This window comes from Micromonospora sp. DT231 (genome assembly GCF_049847025.1).
GTDB lineage: Bacteria > Actinomycetota > Actinomycetes > Mycobacteriales > Micromonosporaceae > Micromonospora.
On the sequence record NZ_JBNCNO010000003.1, the window covers coordinates 691,907 to 709,566 of the forward strand.

Consider the following 17,660-nt stretch of genomic DNA (forward strand, 5'->3'; position numbering starts at 1 on the left):
AGGCAGGCGCCGTGACTGTCACCACCCCACGCGGGTTCCGGGCGGCCGGGGTGGCCGCCGGTCTCAAGGCCGGCGGTGGCGCGGACGTCGCCCTGGTGGTCAACGACGGCCCGGACGCCGGTGTCGCAGGTGTGTTCACCAGCAACCGGGTCAAGGCCGCGCCGGTGCGCTGGACGCAGCAGGTCGTGCAGGGTGGTGTGGTACGCGCCGTGGTGCTCAACTCCGGTGGCGCCAACGCCTGCACCGGCCCGGCCGGTTTCCAGGACACCCACGCCACCGCCGAGCACACGGCCGCCGCGCTGACCTCGGTGAGTCCACGACTGATCCTCGGCGCCGGCGAGGTGGCGGTCTGCTCGACCGGGTTGATCGGTGAGCGGCTGCCGATGCCGAAGCTGCTGCCGGGCGTCCGCTCCGCGATCCGGGGGCTGTCCCGTGCCGGTGGACAGGCCGCCGCCGAGGCGATCATGACCACGGACACCCGCCCGAAGACCACTGTGGCCCCGGGTGGGGGCTGGACCGTCGGCGGCATGGCCAAGGGCTCCGGGATGCTCGCGCCGGGCATGGCCACCATGCTCTGCGTGCTCACCACCGACGCGGTGGCCGGGCCGGCGACGCTGGACGAGGCGCTGCGGGCCGCGACGCGGGTCACCTTCGACCGGGTCGATTCCGACGGCTGCATGTCCACAAACGACACGGTGTTGCTCCTGTCGAGCGGGGCGAGCGGCATCGAGCCGACGCTTGCCGAGTTGACCGCCGCGGTGACCGAGGCCTGTCACGACCTGGCCCAGCAGTTGGTGGCCGACGCCGAGGGCGCCACCAAGGAGGTCGCCATCGAGGTGGTCGGCGCGGCCGACGAGGACGACGCGGTCGAGGTGGGCCGTTCGGTGGCCCGCAACAACCTGGTCAAGACGGCGCTGTTCGGCAACGACCCCAACTGGGGTCGGATCCTCGCCGCGGTCGGCACCACCGCCGCCGCCTTCGAGCCGGACGAGGTGGACGTGGCGGTCAACGGGGTGTGGGTGTGCCGGGGCGGCGCCGCCGCCGAGGACCGCTCGAAGGTCGACCTGACCGGACGCGACGTGACCATCCGGATCGACCTCCACGCTGGCTCGTCCGCCGCGACGATCTGGACCAACGACCTGTCCCACGCGTACGTGCACGAGAACTCGGCGTACTCCTCATGAGTCTCAGTAGCGACCTCGCCCGCGCCCAGGTCAAGGCGGAGACGCTGATCGAGGCGCTGCCCTGGCTGGCGCGTTTCTCCGGCTCCACGGTCGTGGTCAAGTACGGCGGCAACGCGATGACCGACCCCGAGTTGCAGCGGGCGTTCGCCGCCGACATGGTCTTCCTGCGCTACGCCGGCCTGAAGCCCGTGGTGGTGCACGGCGGCGGTCCGCAGATCTCCGCCATGCTGGGCCGGCTCGGCATCGCCAGCGAGTTCCGGGGTGGCCTGCGGGTAACCACCGCCGAGGCGATGGACGTGGTCCGGATGGTGCTGGTCGGGCAGGTGGGCCGCGAGCTGGTCGGGCTGATCAACTCGCACGGCCCGTACGCGGTGGGCCTGTCCGGCGAGGACGCGCGGCTGTTCACCGCGGTGCGCCGCCCGGCGTACGTGGACGGGTTGCCTGTCGACGTCGGCCAGGTCGGTGACGTCGAGTCGGTCGACGTGTCGGCGGTGACCGACCTGATCGACGCCGGTCGGATTCCGGTGATCTCCACGGTGGCGCCGGACGCGGACGGGGTGCTGCACAACCTCAACGCGGACACCGCCGCCGCCGCGCTGGCCATCGCGTTGCAGGCCCGCAAGCTGGTCGTGCTCACCGACGTGGCCGGCCTGTACGCGGACTGGCCGGACACCACGAGCCTGGTCTCCGAGATCGTCGCGGACGACCTGGCCAAGCTGCTGCCCAGGCTGGAGTCGGGCATGGTGCCGAAGATGGAGGCCTGTCTGCGGGCGGTGCGCGGGGGAGTGCCCGCCGCGCACGTCGTCGACGGTCGGGTGGCGCACTCCACGTTGTTAGAGGTGTTCACCTCGGAAGGGTTCGGGACGATGGTGGTGCCAGGAGACGGGATGGTCGCGTCGTGAGCACGTTGGCGCAGCGTTGGAAGCAGTCCATGATGGACAACTACGGCACGCCGCCGCTGGCGCTGGTCTCCGGTGCCGGTGCCGTGGTGGTCGACGACGCCGGCCGCGAATACCTCGACCTGGTCGGCGGCATCGCGGTGAACGCCCTCGGTCACGCCCACCCGGCCGTGGTGGCGGCGGTGTCGAAGCAGGTCGCGACCCTCGGGCACGTCTCCAACCTGTTCGTCGCGGAGCCGCCGGTGGCCCTGGCCGAGCTGCTGTTGGCGCTCGCCGGCCGGCCCGGCCGGGTCTTCTTCGCCAACTCGGGCGCGGAGGCGAACGAGGCCGCGTTCAAGCTCTCCCGGCGTACCGGGCGCACGCACGTGGTGGCCACCCGGGGCGGCTTCCACGGCCGCACCATGGGCGCACTCGCGCTGACCGGCCAGCCGGCCAAGGCCGATCCGTTCCGGCCGCTGCCGGGCGAGGTGACCCACGTCGAGTTCGGCGACGTGGCGGCCCTCGAGGCGGCCGTCACCGACGCCACCGCGATGCTGATCCTGGAGCCGATCCAGGGTGAGAACGGCGTTGTCGTCCCGCCGGCCGGCTACCTGGCCGCGGCCCGGCGGATCACCGCCCGGCACGGGGCGCTGCTGGTGCTCGACGAGGTGCAGACCGGCATCGGGCGCACCGGGCACTGGTTCGCGCACCAGGCCGAGGGCGTGGAGCCGGACGTGGTCACGCTGGCCAAGGGGCTGGGTGGCGGGCTGCCCATCGGGGCCACGCTGGCCTTCGGCCGGGCCGCCGACCTGCTCACCCCCGGCTCGCACGGCACCACGTTCGGCGGCAACCCGGTCAGCTGCGCGGCGGCGCTCGCCGTGGTGGCGACAATCGCCAACGAGGGCCTGCTGGACAACGTCAAGCGGGTCGGCGAGCGGCTGCGTCGCGGCATCGAGGCGCTGGGCCACCCGCTCATCGACGGCGTACGGGGCGCCGGGCTGCTGCTCGGCGTGACGCTCACCGCGCCGGTGGCGCCGGTGCTCGCCGAGGCGCTGCGGGAGGCCGGTTTCCTGGTCAACCCGGTGCAGCCGGGCGTGCTCCGGCTGGTCCCACCGCTGATCCTCACCGCCGCCCAGGCGGACGCCTTCGTCGCCGCCCTTCCCGCCGCCCTGAACGCGACGGCCCCGGCCGCAGCCGGAACCGCCGCAGATCTTGGAGGGAAGGCGCCCCTCCAGGGGCCGAAATCCTCCACGATCTCGACGCCGACGACCATGCCGACCACCACGACCACGACCACCACGGGGACGACAGCATGACCCGGCACTTCCTGCGCGACGACGACCTCTCGCCGGCCGAGCAGTCCGCGGTCCTCGACCTGGCCGCGCGCATGAAGGCGGACCGCTTCGGCCACCGGCCGCTGGCCGGCCCCCGTTCGGTGGCGGTGCTCTTCGACAAGCAGAGTCTGCGGACCAGGACCTCGTTCGACGTCGGGATCGCCGAGTTGGGCGGGCACCCGCTGGTCGTGGACACGCAGGTCACCCACTTCGGCCGGGGCGAGTCCCTGGCGGACGCGGGACGTGTGCTGTCCCGCTACGTCGCGGCGATCGTGCTGCGTACCCACGGTGACGAGCGGATCGCCGAGGTCGCGGCCGGCGCCACCGTGCCGGTGGTCAACGCGCTCACCGACGGCTTCCACCCGTGCCAACTGCTGGCCGACCTGCTGACCGTCCGGGAGCGGTGCGGCGGCACGGCCGGCCGCACGCTTGCCTACGTGGGCGACAGCGCGAACAACATGGCGCAGTCGTACCTGCTGGCCGGGGCGCTGGCCGGCATGCACGTGCGGATCGCCGGGCCGGACGGCTTCGCGCCCGATCCGGCCGTCGTGGACCGGGCGGCCCGCATCGCCGCCGACACCGGCGGGTCGGTACGGGTGCTGACCGACCCGGCCCAGGCGGTACGCGACGCCGATGTGCTGGCCACCGACACCTGGACGTCGATGGGGCAGGAGTCCGACGGGCTGGACCGGATCACCCCGTTCCTGCCGTACCAGGTGAACAAGGAACTGCTCGGTCAGGCCGCACCGGACGCGATCGTGCTGCACTGCCTGCCGGCGCACCGTGGTGAGGAGATCACCGACGAGGTGCTCGACGGGCCGCAGAGCGCGGTCTTCGACCAGGCCGAGAACCGGCTGCACGCGCAGAAGGCGTTGCTGGCGTTCCTGCTGGACGCCGCGACCGGCGACACGGCGACCGGTGACACGGCGACCGGAGAGCGACGATGACCGGGCCGCTGACCCGCGCGGCCCGGCACGCCCGGATCGTGGAGTTGATCCGCGACAGGTCGATCCGGTCGCAGACCGAGTTGGCCGACCTGCTCGCCGCCGACGGTGTCGTCGTCACCCAGGCCACCCTCTCGCGGGACCTGGAGGAGTTGGGCGCGGTCAAGGTGCGCGGCGGCGACGGGCCGGCCGTCTACCTGATCCCGGAGGACGGTCAGCGACCGTTGCGCGACGCCGAGGCCGCGCCGGCGCGGTTGCTGCGGTTGCTGCGCGAGCTGCTCAACGGGGTCGACTCCAGCGGCAACATCGCCGTGCTGCGTACCCCGCCGGGCGCGGCCCAGTACCTGGCCAGCGCGTTGGACCGGGCCGGCCTGCCCGAGATCGTCGGCACCACCGCCGGCGACGACACCATCCTCGTGGTGGCCCGGACGGCCGACGGCGGGGCCGCGCTCGGTGACAAGCTCGCCAGCTGGGCCCGCCGGGAGGACAACGCCGAGGGGAGCGGTACGCCATGACCGAGCGGGTCGTGCTCGCGTACTCCGGAGGGTTGGACACCTCCGTCGCCATTCCGTACCTGGCCGAGCAGACCGGGGCCGAGGTGATCGCGGTGGCGGTCGACGTCGGGCAGGGCGGCGAGGACCTCGACGCCATCCGGCAGCGCGCCCTGGACTGCGGCGCCGCCGAGGCCGAGGTCGTCGACGCGCGTGACGAGTTCGCCGCCGACTACTGCCTGCCGGCGATCCGGGCCAACGCCCTCTACATGGACCGCTACCCGTTGGTGTCGGCGCTGTCCCGCCCGCTGATCGTCAAGCACCTGGTGGCGGCGGCGCGTACGCACGGCGGCACGATCGTGTCGCACGGCTGCACCGGCAAGGGCAACGACCAGGTCCGGTTCGAGGTGGGGCTGAACGCGCTCGCCCCCGACCTGAAGATCATCGCGCCGGCCCGGGACTTCGCGTGGACGCGGGACAAGGCGATCGCCTTCGCCGAGGAGAAGGGGCTGCCGATCGACGTGTCGGCGAAGTCCCCGTACTCGATCGACCAGAACCTGTTCGGTCGCGCGGTGGAGACCGGCTTCCTGGAGGACATCTGGAACGCCCCCGTCGAGGGCCTGTACGCGTACACCGCGGACCCGGCGCAGGACCGCGACCCCGACGAGGTCGTGATCACCTTCGACGGTGGCGTGCCGGTGGCGATCGACGGTGAGACGGTCACCCCGTACCAGGCGATCCTGGAGCTGAACCGGCGCGCGGGCGCCCAGGGCGTGGGTCGCCTCGACATGGTCGAGGACCGCCTGGTGGGCATCAAGAGCCGCGAGGTGTACGAGGCGCCCGGCGCGATCGCGCTGATCACCGCCCACCAGGAGCTGGAGGCGGTGACCGTGGAACGGGACCTGGCCCGGTTCAAGAAGGGCGTGGACCAGCGTTGGGGTGAGCTGGTGTACGACGGTCTGTGGTTCTCGCCGTTGAAGGACTCGCTCGACGCGTTCATCGACGACGCGCAGCGGCACGTGAGCGGCGAGGTGCGGATGATCCTGCACGGCGGTCGGGCCACCGTCACCGGCCGGCGCTCCGAGGCGAGCCTCTACGACTTCGGGATGGCCACCTACGACACCGGCGACACCTTCGACCAGTCCCTGGCGAAGGGCTTCGTGCGGCTGTGGGGCCTTCCGAGCCGGATGGCCGCCGCGCGGGACGCTCGGGTCGGCGGTTCCGGACGGTGACACGTGCGAGCGCGAGGAGTCAGCGAGCGCGGCGAGTGCGCCCCGCAGTCGCGAGCGAAAGGCAACTAGAGCAATGATGGGCGACGTGGACGACAAGAGCCTGACCGAGAACAGCGCAGCCACCAACCGGACGAGCCTGTGGGGTGGTCGCTTCGCGGGCGGCCCCGCCGAGGCTCTGGCCCGACTGTCGGTGAGCGTGCAGTTCGACTGGCGCCTGGCCCCGTACGACATCGCCGGTTCCCGGGCGCACGCCCGGGTCCTGGCCGGCGCCGGCCTGCTCGACCCCGAGGAGTTGGGTCGGATCCTGGCGGCCCTGGACGACCTGGAGGCCGCGTGCGCCTCGGGGTCCTTCCGCCCCACGGTCGACGACGAGGACGTGCACACCGCGCTGGAGCGCGGTCTGTTGGAGCGCCTCGGCAGCCTCGGTGGCAAGCTGCGCGCGGGCCGCTCCCGCAACGACCAGGTCGCCACGGACCTGCGGCTCTATCTGCGGGACCACGCCCGGGGCGTGGCCAGCCGGCTCGTCGAGCTGGCCGAGGCGCTTGTGGAGCAGGCCGAGCGGCACGTCGACACGGCCGCGCCGGGCATGACGCATCTCCAGCACGCCCAGCCGGTCACGTTCGGGCACTGGCTGCTCGCCCACGTGCAGCCGCTGCTGCGGGACCTGGAGCGGTTGCGCGACTGGGACCACCGGGCGGCGGTCAGCCCGCTCGGCGCGGGCGCCCTCGCCGGTTCGGGGCTTCCGCTGGATCCGGTGGCCGTGGCCAAGGAGTTGGGTTTCCGGACGTCGTTCGCCAACTCGATGGACGCCGTCGCCGACCGGGACTTCGTCGCCGAGTTCCTGTTCACCACCGCCCTGATCGGGGTGCACCTGTCCCGGCTCGGCGAGGAGGTCGTGCTCTGGACCTCGCACGAGTTCGGGTGGGTGGAGCTGGACGACTCGTTCGCGACCGGTTCGTCGATCATGCCGCAGAAGAAGAACGCGGACATCGCCGAGCTGGCCCGCGGCAAGTCCGGCCGGTTGGTCGGCGGCCTGGTCACCGTGCTGACCATGCTCAAGGGCCTGCCGATGACCTACGACCGGGACATGCAGGAGGACAAGGAGCCGGCGTTCGACGCCGTCGACACCCTGGAGCTGCTGCTCCCGGCCCTGGCGGGGATGATCTCCACGATGACGGTCCGGGTGGACCGTCTCGTCGCCGCCGCGCCGGTCGGCTTCTCCCTGGCCACCGAGGTCGCCGACTGGCTGGTCCGGCGCAACGTGCCGTTCCGGGACGCGCACGAGATCACCGGTCGCCTGGTGGCGCTCTGCGCGGCACGGGAGTGCGAGCTGAACGACGTCTCCGACGACGACCTGAGCACGATCAGTGAGCACCTCGACCCGTCGGTGCGCGACGTGCTCTCGGTCCGTTCGGCCCTCGCCGCCCGGACCACCCCCGGCTCGACCGGCCCCGGCCCGGTGGCCGACCAGCTCGCCACCGCGGCGGACCGGCTGACCACCTGGCGGGAGTGGGCCGCCGAGCGGGTCGTCCCGCGCTAGACGACGCGTCGTGGCGTCGGCGCGTGCCGCCGGCGCCACGGCCGGTTCAGGCCGTCGGGCGCTCCCGCTTCGGGAGCTTGGCAACCACCATGTCGTACGACGCGTCGACCGCCTCGGTCAGCTCCTCGTCGTCGATCCCGCCGTCCAGACGCAGCGTGTTCCACCCGGACCTGCCGATGTAGGCCATCACCCGGGCGTCGTCGGGATGCCGGTGCAGCCACTCGTCGGCCACCTCCCGGGTCGGCCCGCACTTGATGCCGACAGTCGGCTTTCCCTCGCCACTGCCGAGGAACGCGAAGATCCGGCTGCCCACCTTCACCACCTCGTCGCCCTCCCACGGCCGGTCCAGCCACGCTCCCGGCTTGGCCAGGCAGTACGTCAGCATCTCCGCGCGCTCCATGGGTGCCTCCTCGTCGTGCGCACAGTGTGCCCGCCCCGCGGCCGTCGCACGCGCGGCGTGCCGATCGTGGTCACCCGGTCTGCTCGGCCGAGCGGGCGGCGACCCGCTCGTAGCGCTGCCGAGCCGCCTGCGCGCTGCCCAGCCCCAGCCCGTACGCGATCGCCTGCCAGGTCAGCCCCCGGTCGCGGGCCAGCGTCATCAGCCCGGCCTCCAGCGCGTCCAACTCGGCGCGGACGTGTGGCAGCAGGGTCAGCGCGGCGGTGAGGTCGGCGGTGTCGACCGGCTCCTCCGCCGGCTCCCGCTCGGCGCCGCCGGCGGCCAGCGCGGTCACCAGGGCGACCGCCTCCCAGGGGTCCAGCACGTACGGGTGGGCCCAGCGCCCCCGCTGGGCGTCGGTGCCGGCGTGGCGATCGCTGATGCGCTGGAGCGCCTCGTGGGTGCGGTGGGCGCGGGCGTGGGCCGGGTGCGGCGCGGTGAACGGGTCGTTCGTCGTCATGGTCCGAGCACACACCCTCAATCTTCTGTTGTCAACATAATGTTGAAAGACGTGTGGGTCGTACGTGGCGATCGCCGCTCGGCTGGGTACCGTCGAGCCATGGAACTGTTGCCCGGTGACCACGCCAGCGACGCCGACCTGGCGGGGCTGGCCGACCTGCTTGCCGGCCCGCTGCTGCCGGCCGCGCGCGGGCTGCTGGGCTGCGAGCTGGAGGCGGGTGGCGTCACCGTCCGGATCACCGAGGTCGAGGCGTACGCCGGCATGGCCGGGGATCAGGCCTCGCACGCCCACCGGGGGCGCACCCCGCGCAACGCGGTGATGTTCGGGCCGGCCGGGCACGCGTACGTCTACTTCACCTACGGGATGCACTGGTGCATGAACGTGGTCACCGGCGTCGAGGGGGAGGCGTCCGCCGTGCTGCTGCGCGCCGGCGAGGTCGTCGACGGCCTGGCCGCCGCCCACGGTCGTCGGCCGGCCGTGCGCCGGGACGTGGACCTGGCCCGTGGGCCGGCCCGGCTCTGCGCCACACTCGGCATCGACCGTTCGGCGTACGGCGCGCACCTGCTCGGTGACGGGCCGGTCAGGTTGCGCCCGCCGACGCGGCCGGTGCCGCCCGAGGCGGTGGTCGCCGGCCCACGGGTCGGCGTGACCGGCGCGCACGACCTGCCCTGGCGGTTCTGGCTCGCCGGCGAGCCGACGGTCAGCGCGTACCGACGGCACGTGCCCCGCAACCGGCGCTGATCCTCCGGGCGTGTGTCCCGGGAACGTGTCGGGGGGTGTGGCCATAATCACCGCACCTGCTCACCGACGGTTCGGAGGACATCATGGCGACGCTGCTCGCGATCGGCACGGCCAAGGGGTTGTTTCTCGCCACGAGTGCCGATGACCGGCGCAGTTGGGAGATCACCGGCCCGCACTTCCCGATGACCGGGGTCTACGCGGTCGCGGTCGACACCCGGCGGCCCACCCCGCGGTTGCTCGCCGGGATGAGCAGCTCACACTTCGGGCCGAGCGTCGCCACGAGCGACGACCTCGGCGCCTCCTGGGACGAGCCGGACCACGCGCCGGTGGCGTTCCCGGCCGACACCGGCGTGTCCCTCGGGCGGGTCTGGCAGTTGATGCCGGCCGGGCCCGACCAGCCGGACGTCGTCTGGGCCGGCACCGAGCCGTCCGCGCTGTTCAGGTCCACCGACGGTGGCCGCAGCTTCGAGCTGGTCCGTTCCCTCTGGGACCACCCGCACCGCCCGCAGTGGGAGGCCGGCTTCGGTGGTCAGGCCGTGCACACCGTGCTGCCGCACCCGCGTGACCCGGCTCGGTTGCTTGTCGCCATGTCCACCGGCGGGGTCTACCGCTCGGAGGACGCCGGGGCGAGTTGGGCCCCTGGCAACACCGGCATCCGCGCCTACTTCATGCCCGACGAGTGGCCGGAGTTCGGCCAGTGCGTGCACAAGGTCGCCCGGGACGGGGTCAACCCCGAGCGGCTGTACGCGCAGAACCACCACGGTGTCTACCGCTCCGACGACGACGGCCGCACCTGGTCCTCGATCGCCGACGGGCTGCCCAGCGACTTCGGCTTCCCGATGGTGGCCCACCCGGGGCGCGGCGGCACGGTGTGGGCCTTCCCGTTGGTGGCCGACAGCGAGCGGTTCCCCACCGACCACCGCTGCCGGGTGTTCCGCTCCGCCGACGCCGGCGGCAAGTGGGAGCCGCTGTCGGTGGGGCTGCCCGAGGGGCCGTTCTACCCGGCGGTGCTGCGCGACGCGATGTGCGCCGACGACGCGACCCCCGGTGGGGTCTACTTCGGCACCCGTTCCGGCTCGGTCTTCGCCAGCCGCGACGAGGGCGACTCCTGGTCCCTGGTGGCGGCACACCTGCCGGACGTGCTCTGCGTCCGGGCCGCGGCGGTCTGAGCGTGGTCACCGTGCTGCTGCCCGGCCCGCTGCGGGGCGAGGCCGGCGGGGCCAGTCGGCTGAGCGTCGGTGCCACCGGGACGCTGCGGGCGGTCCTCGACGAGCTGGCCGTCGCGCATCCGCGGCTGGCCCGGCGGATCCGCGACGAACGTGGCGAGCTGCGCCGCTATGTGAACGTCTACGTCGACGGTGAGGATTGCCGGCACTCGGGCGGGCTGTCCACGCCTGTCGACGAGGGCGCCGAGGTGCAGGTGCTCCCCTCGGTGGCCGGTGGTTGAGCCGGCGGTACGGCCCGTCGACGCCCGGGATGTCCGTTGTCCGGCGTGACCCGCGCCACCGCGAGACGTGCCGCCGACGGAATAGTTGCGTCGTCAAATAAGTTGTGAGCTGCGTCCGGGTACCACAGCGGCACCCGGTTGACACGCGAGGAGCTGGTCATGCAGTTCGGAGTCTTCACCGTCGGTGACGTCACGGTCGACCCGACCACCGGTCGGGAGCCGACCGAGCATGAGCGGATCAAGGCCATGGTCGCCATCGCGCTCAAGGCCGAAGAGGTCGGTCTGGACGTCTTCGCCGCGGGCGAGCACCACAACCCGCCGTTCGTGCCCTCGTCACCGACCACGATGCTCGGCCACATCGCGGCGCGTACCGAGCGGCTGCTGCTGTCCACCGCCACCACGCTGATCACCACGAACGACCCGGTGAAGATCGCCGAGGACTACGCGATGCTCCAGCACCTGTCCGACGGCCGGGTGGACCTGATGATGGGCCGCGGCAACACCGGCCCGGTCTACCCCTGGTTCGGCAAGGACATCCGCGCCGGCATCCCCCTCGCCATCGAGAACTACGACCTGCTGCACCGGCTGTGGCGCGAGGACGTGGTCGACTGGAAGGGCAAGTACCGCACCCCGTTGCAGTCGTTCACCTCGACGCCGCGCCCGCTCGACGGCGTGCCCCCGTTCGTCTGGCACGGCTCGATCCGCAGCCCCGAGATCGCCGAGCAGGCCGCGTACTACGGCGACGGCTTCTTCGCCAACCACATCTTCTGGCCCAAGGAGCACACCCAGCGGATGGTCGCGCTCTACCGCCAGCGGTACGCGCACTACGGCCACGGCTCCGCCGACCAGGCCATCGTCGGCCTCGGTGGGCAGGTGTTCATGCGCCGCAACTCGCAGGACGCCGTCCGCGAGTTCCGGCCGTACTTCGACAACGCCCCGGTCTACGGGCACGGGCCGTCGCTCGAGGAGTTCACCCGGGAGACGCCGCTGACCGTGGGCAGCCCGCAGCAGGTCATCGACCGCACGCTCGGCTTCCGGGAGTACGTCGGCGACTACCAGCGGCAGCTGTTCCTGATGGACCACGCGGGGCTGCCCCTGGAGACCGTGCTGGAGCAGCTCGACCTGCTCGGCGAGGAGGTCGTGCCGGTGCTGCGCAAGGAGTTCGAGGCGCTGCGTCCCGCGCACGTGCCGGACGCGCCGACCCACGCCTCCCTGGTCGCCGCCGCCGGTGGCGGCAAGGACAGCACCGTGCACGCCGTCGACGACGTCACGGGCAAGGCGCCGGAGGGGGCGACCCGATGACCCACCGCACGCTGGCCGTGGTCTCGGCGGGGCTGAGTCAGCCCTCGTCGACCCGGCTGCTCGCCGACCAGCTCGCCGCGGCCACCCGCGACGAGTTGGTCCGGCGCGGCTCCGAGGTGGAGCTGCACGTCGTCGACCTGCGCGAATATGCCCACGACGTGGTCAACAACATGCTCACCGGGTTTCCGCCGACGGCGCTGCGCGAGGTCATCGACGCGGTGACCGGCGCGGACGGGCTCATCGCCGTCACCCCGATCTTCAGCGCCTCGTACAACGGGCTGTTCAAGTCGTTCTTCGACGTGTTGGATTCCGCGTCGCTCGTCGACCGGCCGGTGCTGATCGGGGCCACCGGCGGCACCGCCCGCCACTCCCTGGCACTGGAGCACGCCGTCCGCCCGATGTTCGCCTACCTCCGGGCGGTGGTGGTGCCGACCGCGGTCTTCGCCGCCCCGGAGGACTGGTCCGACGGCACAGCCGACGGCGCGTTGCGGGGCCGGATCCGGCGCGCCGCCGGTGAGCTGGCCGACCAGGTCGAGCGTCGGCCGCCGAGCAGCGGCCCCGCCGACCCGTTCGCCCTGACCACCGACTTCCTGCACCTGCTCGACCGGGGGGACGGCGCGTCGGTCGGCTGACCGGGTGGGCGACAGGTCGGGCTGCGCGGCGCGGGAGGGCGGGCGGATCGCTCGCGCGGGGCCGGTGGTCCCGGGCCGGCGGCCCCACGCCGTCCCACCCGCTGCGTAGTCTCGCCGGATGACGTCTCAACTGCGGCTGCGCCGGGTCCTGGAGGACGACCTCGTCGAGTTCTTCCTCTACCAGCAGGATCCGGAGGCCACCCGGATGGCGGCCTTCGTCGCCAAGGACCCGTCCGACCGTCGGGAGTTCGCCGGGCACTGGGCCCGGGTGCTCACCAACCCGGCCAACCGGGTCCGCACCGTCGAGGTCGACGGCGAGGTGGTCGGCTACGTGAGCGCCTTCCCCGTCGAGGACCAGACCGAGGTCAGCTACTGGATCGACAGGGAACGCTGGGGCCGCGGTTACGCCACCGCCGCCCTGGCCGCCCTGCTGCGCGAGGTGCCCCGGCCGGTACACGCCCGCGCCGCCAAGGACAACGCCGCGTCCCTCGCGGTGCTGCGCAAGTGCGGGTTCGTGGTGGTCGGCGAGGACTCGGGGTACGCCAACGGCCGCGGCTCAGACGTCGAGGAGTGGCTGTTGGAGCTGCCCGCCGACGCCCCTGACCTGGGCGGGCACTAGTCTCGCGGGGTGAACTGGTTGGATCTGGTCGGCTGGGCCGGCTCCGCGGTACTGGTCTGGTCCCTGTTGCAGTCGCGCGTCCTGCGGCTGCGCGCGCTCAATCTCGTCGGCAGCGTCGTGCTGATCGGCTACAACGCCGCCATCGAGGTCTGGCCCATGGTCGGGCTCAACGTCGTGCTCGCGGCGATCAACATCTGGTACCTGCGCGGGATGCTCGCCACCCGGCACGACGAGCAGACCTACCAGGTGGTGGAGGTCGGTGTCGGCGACGAGTTCCTCGCGCACACGCTGCGGGTGCACGCCGCCGACATCGCCCGGTTCAACCCCGACTTCCACTGGGACCCGGACGCGTCCGACCGATCCGCCTTCCTGGTGGTCACGGCCGACGAGGTGGTGGGCGTGGTGCTGTCGCACGCCGAGGCACGCGGCGTCGCCCAGATCGACCTGGACTACGTGACCCCCAAGTTCCGCGACTTCACCCCGGGTGAGTTCGTCTACCGGCGCAGCCACCTGTTCACCGAACGAGGCTTCCGCCGGGTGGTCAGCCCGCCCCGCATGGTCGCCCCCTACTACCACCGGCTCGGCTTCCGCCCGGAGGGCGACTCGTACGTCCTCGATCTGCCGGAGACGGCGTAGCCTCTCCGGGGCAGGATTCGGCGGGCACCGGACGGGGCAAACAGACGCCTACACCGGGCGGGCTCGCCGACCGGCGGGCGCCGCGCGTATCTGCCGGTGCCACCACCGCAGAGGGAGCGAACCAGGCGTGCAGAGCTACGGGAGCCAACTGGCCCTGGTCGGAGTCCTGGTCGTGATCAACGCGCTCTTCGCCGGCAGCGAGATGGCGCTGGTGTCACTGCGGGACAGCCAGATCCAACGGTTGGAGCGCACCAGCCGGGCCGGGCGGGTGCTGGCCCGGCTCGCCAAGGACCCGAACCGCTTCCTGGCCACCATCCAGATCGGCATCACCCTCGCCGGCTTCCTGGCCTCCGCCGCCGCGGCGGTCTCGCTGGCCAAGCCGCTCGTCCCGCTGCTCGGGGTGTTCGGCGGCGCGGCCGAGACGGTCGCCATCGTGGTGGTCACCCTCGCACTGACCTTCGTCACCCTGGTCTTCGGTGAGCTGGCCCCCAAGCGGATCGCGATGCAGTCCGCCGAGCGGTGGGCACTGCTGGTGGCCCGCCCTCTCGACCTGCTCGCCAGCTTCACCAGGCCGGCCGTCTGGGCGCTCGGCGCCACCAGCGACGTGGTGGTCCGCCTGGTCGGGCTCAACCCGAAACACCAGCCGGAGGAGATCGGCCCGGACGAGCTGCGCGACATCGTCGCCGGCAACCACGGCTTCACCAAGGAGCAGCGCACCATCATCGCCGGCGCCGTGGAGATCGCCGACCGGCGGTTGCGGGCTGTCCTCGTACCCCGGTTGCAGGTTTTCACGCTCGACAGCGGGACCACCGCGGAGGCCGCGCGGCTCGTGCTGGCCGCCACCGGGCACTCCCGCGCGCCGGTCGTGCGCCACGGCGGCCTGGACGACACGGCCGGCGTGATCCACCTGCGCGACCTGGTGGGCGTGCCCGACGACCGCCCGGTCGACGAGATCGCCCGCCCCCCGATGCTGCTGCCCGACTCGCTGCCGGTGGTGGAGGCCCTGCGCCAGTTCAAGGCCGAGCGCCAGCACATCGCGCTCGTCGTGGACGAGCGCGGCGCGGTCGACGGCATCGTCACGCTCGAGGACATCCTGGAGGAGATCGTCGGTGAGATCTACGACGAGACCGACCGGGACGTGAGGTCGGTGCGCCGTGACCCAGACGGCGCGCTGCTGCTGCCCGGCACCTTCCCGGTGCACGACCTGCCGAACATCGGCGTCGAGCTGCCGTCGCGCCCGGACGGCGACTACACCACCGTCGCCGGGCTGGTGCTGGCCCGACTCGGGCACATCCCCACCGTGGCCGGCGAGGACGTCACCCTGGACGGCTGGGTGCTGGTGGTGGCCGGCATCGACCACCGGGCGATCACCGAGGTACGGGTCAGTCGGGTGCCTGATGACACCGACCCCGACGCCGACCAGGCGGCGGAGCCGGTGCTGGACGAGGCCCGTAGCTGAACCGGCCGGGTGCCGCGGCTCAGTCGCGCGACAGGTTCTGCAGCCGGACCTGACCGCGGGCGACCAGCCGCTCGTCGGCATCGGTGATCTCCACCTGCCAGAGCTGCTGGCTGCGGCCCCGGTGCACGGGCGTGCCGACCGCCGTCAACTCGCCCTCCCGCACGGCCCGCAGGAAGTCGGTCTGGTTCGACACGCCGACCACCGTGCCCCGGTCGGCCAGCCAGAGGGAGCCGCCGACGCTGGCGGCGGTCTCCACGACCGAGCAGTACACCCCGCCGTGCTGGATGCCGAACGGCTGGTGCAGCTCCGGGCGGACCTGCCAACTGATGACCACCCGGTCGGCGGACGCCTCGTCGAACGTCAGGCCGAGCAGGGCGACGAAACCACCCGTCAGATCCGGCATCTCCACGACAGAACCCCTCCTCGATCAACGGGGCGCAAGCCTAACCGGGGCGGGTTACGGCAAACCCGGTACGGGTCGGCGCCGGCGATGGGGGAGAATCGGTGACTGTGACCGACAGCAGCCCCCCGCCGTCCGGGCGGGACTCCCTGACCGATGACCTGCTCTGGCGTGGCCTCATCCAGGACTCGACAGGCCTCGACGAGCTGCGCGAGCTGTTCGACGGTGGGACGGCCGCCACCTATTACGTGGGCTTCGACCCCACCGCCCCGAGCCTGCACGTCGGCAACCTGATGCAGGTCCTCATGGCCCGCCGGCTGCAACTCGCGGGTCACCGCCCGTTGCTGCTGGTGGGTGGGGCGACCGGGCAGATCGGTGACCCGAAGGAGAGCGCCGAGCGGACGCTCAACCCGCCCGAGGTGATCGCCGGGTGGGTCGAGCGCATCCGCGATCAGCTCGCGCCCTTCGTGTCGTACACCGGCGACAACGCGGCGCAGCTGGTCAACAACCTGGACTGGACCGGCGAGATGTCGATCGTCGAGTTCCTGCGCGACGTGGGCAAGCACTTCCCCGTCAACAAGATGCTCGCGCGGGAGGTGGTGCGGGCCCGGTTGGAGACGGGCATCAGCTTCACCGAGTTCAGTTACCAACTGCTGCAGGGCAACGACTTCTTCGAGCTGCACCGCCGGTACGGCTGTCAGCTCCAGTTCGGTGGCTCCGACCAGTGGGGCAACATCACCGCCGGCGTCGACTACGTCCGGCGGCGGGGCGCGGGGCCGGTGCAGGCGTTCACCACGCCGCTTGTCACCAAGGCCGACGGCACGAAGTTCGGCAAGAGCGAGGGCGGCGCCGTCTGGCTCGACCCGACGATGACCAGCCCGTACGCGTTCTACCAGTTCTGGCTCAACGTCGAGGACCAGGAGGTCGACCGCTACCTGCGCTACTTCAGCTTCCGTAGCCGCGACGAGCTGGAGGAGCTGGCGAAGGCGACGGCCGAGCGGCCGGCGGCCCGCCTGGCACAGCGTGCGCTCGCCGAGGAGCTGACGACCCTGGTGCACGGCGCCGAGGAGACCCGACAGGCGATCGCCGCGAGTCAGGCACTCTTCGGCCGCGGGTCCCTCGACGACCTGGCCCCGGAGACGCTGCGCGCGGCGCTCACCGAGGCCGGCCTGGTGCGTCTCACCGGCGAACTGCCGGATGTGGCGGGGCTGCTGCGGGACTCCGGGCTCGTCAATGGCCTCAAGGAGGCCCGCCGGGTGATCGCCGAGGGCGGCGCCTACGTCAACAACAACCGGGTGACCGAGGTGGACGCCGGAGTGTCGGCGACCGACCTGCTGCACGGGCGATACCTGGTGCTGCGCCGCGGTAAGCGCTCGTTCGCGGGCGTTGAGCTGGGCGAATAGTCGACTGTCGACGATGTGACGGGGGACGCGTCCGGCGGATTTGACGATCATCCCGCCGGACGCGTAACTTTCTCTCTGCCAGCGCGGAACGGACGAAACAGGCGAAAGCCTGAAGCGGCCGGAGCGCGGGACCGACCGCCGGGTCGGAGGGGTCGAACTCCTCGGGACCGGCACCGGGTGGTGCCCCCAAACGTCGCCGCGAGGCGGATTTGGTGCGGCGGAACCGACCGGGTAAGGTTAGCGACCGGCAGGGCACCGGGCGAGCTTGCGGGAAACCGCAGCGGCCGGCCTGCCACATCCGTGACGAGAGCGGCGCAAGCCGGTCAAGCATGGTGCCCGCATTAACGGATGAAGCACGACGAACCGCGAAACACCGGTTTGACACGGCGGAAACGAGCGGGTAACGTAGTAAAAGTGCCTGGCGCTGGAAAGCGCTAAGGGACACGAACGAAAAGCCCCGGTTGGGGTTCCACTGAGGTGGGGCTTCTGGTCGGTGTGTGGTTGTTCTTTGAGAACTCAACA

19 protein-coding genes are annotated in these 17,660 nt (G+C 72.2%); 16 read left to right on the top strand and 3 right to left on the bottom strand.

Going from position 1 to position 17,660, the window contains the following annotated elements; genetic code table 11:
- Positions 1-11 precede the first annotated feature (11 nt).
- The 7 genes from argJ (at position 12) to argH (ending at position 7,603) form a co-directional block, all read left to right on the top strand.
- Positions 12-1,184 carry a bifunctional glutamate N-acetyltransferase/amino-acid acetyltransferase ArgJ gene (argJ, locus tag ACPXBU_RS11360; protein WP_425757988.1) on the top strand — a complete coding sequence of 391 codons (1,173 nt, stop codon included), beginning with the start codon at positions 12-14 and terminating at the stop codon, positions 1,182-1,184.
- Entirely contained in the window at positions 1,181-2,086 is a 906-nt protein-coding gene (gene argB / locus ACPXBU_RS11365; protein ID WP_425757989.1) for an acetylglutamate kinase, read from the top strand. Before argJ ends, argB begins: the two co-directional genes overlap by 4 nt.
- Positions 2,083-3,378, top strand: a complete 1,296-nt coding sequence (locus ACPXBU_RS11370; RefSeq protein ID WP_425757990.1) for an acetylornithine transaminase — start codon at positions 2,083-2,085, stop codon at positions 3,376-3,378. The genes argB and ACPXBU_RS11370 overlap by 4 nt, the downstream gene beginning before the upstream one ends.
- Entirely contained in the window at positions 3,375-4,343 is a 969-nt protein-coding gene (gene argF / locus ACPXBU_RS11375; RefSeq protein WP_425757991.1) for an ornithine carbamoyltransferase, read from the top strand. The genes ACPXBU_RS11370 and argF overlap by 4 nt, the downstream gene beginning before the upstream one ends.
- The gene (locus tag ACPXBU_RS11380) at positions 4,340-4,855 is read left to right on the top strand and encodes an arginine repressor (RefSeq protein ID WP_425757992.1); all 516 of its coding nucleotides are present in this window, start codon (positions 4,340-4,342) and stop codon (positions 4,853-4,855) included. The genes argF and ACPXBU_RS11380 overlap by 4 nt, the downstream gene beginning before the upstream one ends.
- Complete coding sequence (locus ACPXBU_RS11385; protein WP_425757993.1) at positions 4,852-6,063, top strand: argininosuccinate synthase; 1,212 nt, start codon at positions 4,852-4,854, stop codon at positions 6,061-6,063. The genes ACPXBU_RS11380 and ACPXBU_RS11385 overlap by 4 nt, the downstream gene beginning before the upstream one ends.
- A gap of 76 nt (positions 6,064-6,139) precedes the next feature.
- Positions 6,140-7,603: an argininosuccinate lyase gene (argH, locus tag ACPXBU_RS11390; protein ID WP_393367916.1), complete on the top strand. Its 1,464-nt coding sequence runs from the start codon at positions 6,140-6,142 to the stop codon at positions 7,601-7,603.
- Between the two features lie 46 nt (positions 7,604-7,649).
- Here the strand turns inward: argH and ACPXBU_RS11395 are convergent, their stop codons facing one another.
- Entirely contained in the window at positions 7,650-8,003 is a 354-nt protein-coding gene (locus ACPXBU_RS11395) for an MmcQ/YjbR family DNA-binding protein (RefSeq protein ID WP_393367917.1), read from the bottom strand.
- 70 nt (positions 8,004-8,073) lie between these two features.
- The gene (locus ACPXBU_RS11400) at positions 8,074-8,499 is read right to left on the bottom strand and encodes a DNA-binding protein (RefSeq protein ID WP_425757994.1); all 426 of its coding nucleotides are present in this window, start codon (positions 8,497-8,499) and stop codon (positions 8,074-8,076) included.
- Positions 8,500-8,598: 99 nt separating this feature from the next.
- Between ACPXBU_RS11400 and ACPXBU_RS11405 the strand changes: the two genes are divergently transcribed.
- From ACPXBU_RS11405 to ACPXBU_RS11440, 8 genes are all read left to right on the top strand, one after another.
- Positions 8,599-9,240 carry a DNA-3-methyladenine glycosylase gene (locus ACPXBU_RS11405; RefSeq protein WP_425757995.1) on the top strand — a complete coding sequence of 214 codons (642 nt, stop codon included), beginning with the start codon at positions 8,599-8,601 and terminating at the stop codon, positions 9,238-9,240.
- Positions 9,241-9,323: 83 nt separating this feature from the next.
- Complete coding sequence (locus ACPXBU_RS11410; RefSeq protein WP_425757996.1) at positions 9,324-10,409, top strand: WD40/YVTN/BNR-like repeat-containing protein; 1,086 nt, start codon at positions 9,324-9,326, stop codon at positions 10,407-10,409.
- Between the two features lie 2 nt (positions 10,410-10,411).
- Positions 10,412-10,687, top strand: coding sequence for a ubiquitin-like small modifier protein 1 (locus tag ACPXBU_RS11415; RefSeq protein WP_425757997.1), 276 nt, complete (start codon positions 10,412-10,414; stop codon positions 10,685-10,687).
- Between the two features lie 159 nt (positions 10,688-10,846).
- A complete protein-coding gene (locus ACPXBU_RS11420; RefSeq protein WP_425757998.1) occupies positions 10,847-11,989 on the top strand; it encodes an LLM class flavin-dependent oxidoreductase in 1,143 nt (380 codons plus the stop codon).
- Complete coding sequence (locus tag ACPXBU_RS11425; protein ID WP_425757999.1) at positions 11,986-12,621, top strand: FMN reductase; 636 nt, start codon at positions 11,986-11,988, stop codon at positions 12,619-12,621. The genes ACPXBU_RS11420 and ACPXBU_RS11425 overlap by 4 nt, the downstream gene beginning before the upstream one ends.
- A 118-nt stretch (positions 12,622-12,739) precedes the next feature.
- On the top strand, positions 12,740-13,240 hold the full coding sequence (locus tag ACPXBU_RS11430; RefSeq protein ID WP_425758000.1) for a GNAT family N-acetyltransferase: 501 nt from the start codon (positions 12,740-12,742) through the stop codon (positions 13,238-13,240).
- Between the two features lie 9 nt (positions 13,241-13,249).
- Positions 13,250-13,876: a hypothetical protein gene (locus ACPXBU_RS11435; protein WP_393367940.1), complete on the top strand. Its 627-nt coding sequence runs from the start codon at positions 13,250-13,252 to the stop codon at positions 13,874-13,876.
- Between the two features lie 127 nt (positions 13,877-14,003).
- Entirely contained in the window at positions 14,004-15,335 is a 1,332-nt protein-coding gene (locus ACPXBU_RS11440) for a hemolysin family protein (RefSeq protein WP_425758001.1), read from the top strand.
- Positions 15,336-15,354: 19 nt separating this feature from the next.
- Here ACPXBU_RS11440 and ACPXBU_RS11445 read toward each other — a convergent pair whose 3' ends face one another.
- A complete protein-coding gene (locus ACPXBU_RS11445; RefSeq protein WP_393367998.1) occupies positions 15,355-15,738 on the bottom strand; it encodes a PaaI family thioesterase in 384 nt (127 codons plus the stop codon).
- Positions 15,739-15,845: 107 nt separating this feature from the next.
- On the opposite strand from ACPXBU_RS11445, the gene tyrS reads away from it, so the two are divergent.
- On the top strand, positions 15,846-17,138 hold the full coding sequence (tyrS, locus tag ACPXBU_RS11450) for a tyrosine--tRNA ligase (protein WP_425758016.1): 1,293 nt from the start codon (positions 15,846-15,848) through the stop codon (positions 17,136-17,138).
- Positions 17,139-17,660: the final 522 nt, after the last annotated feature.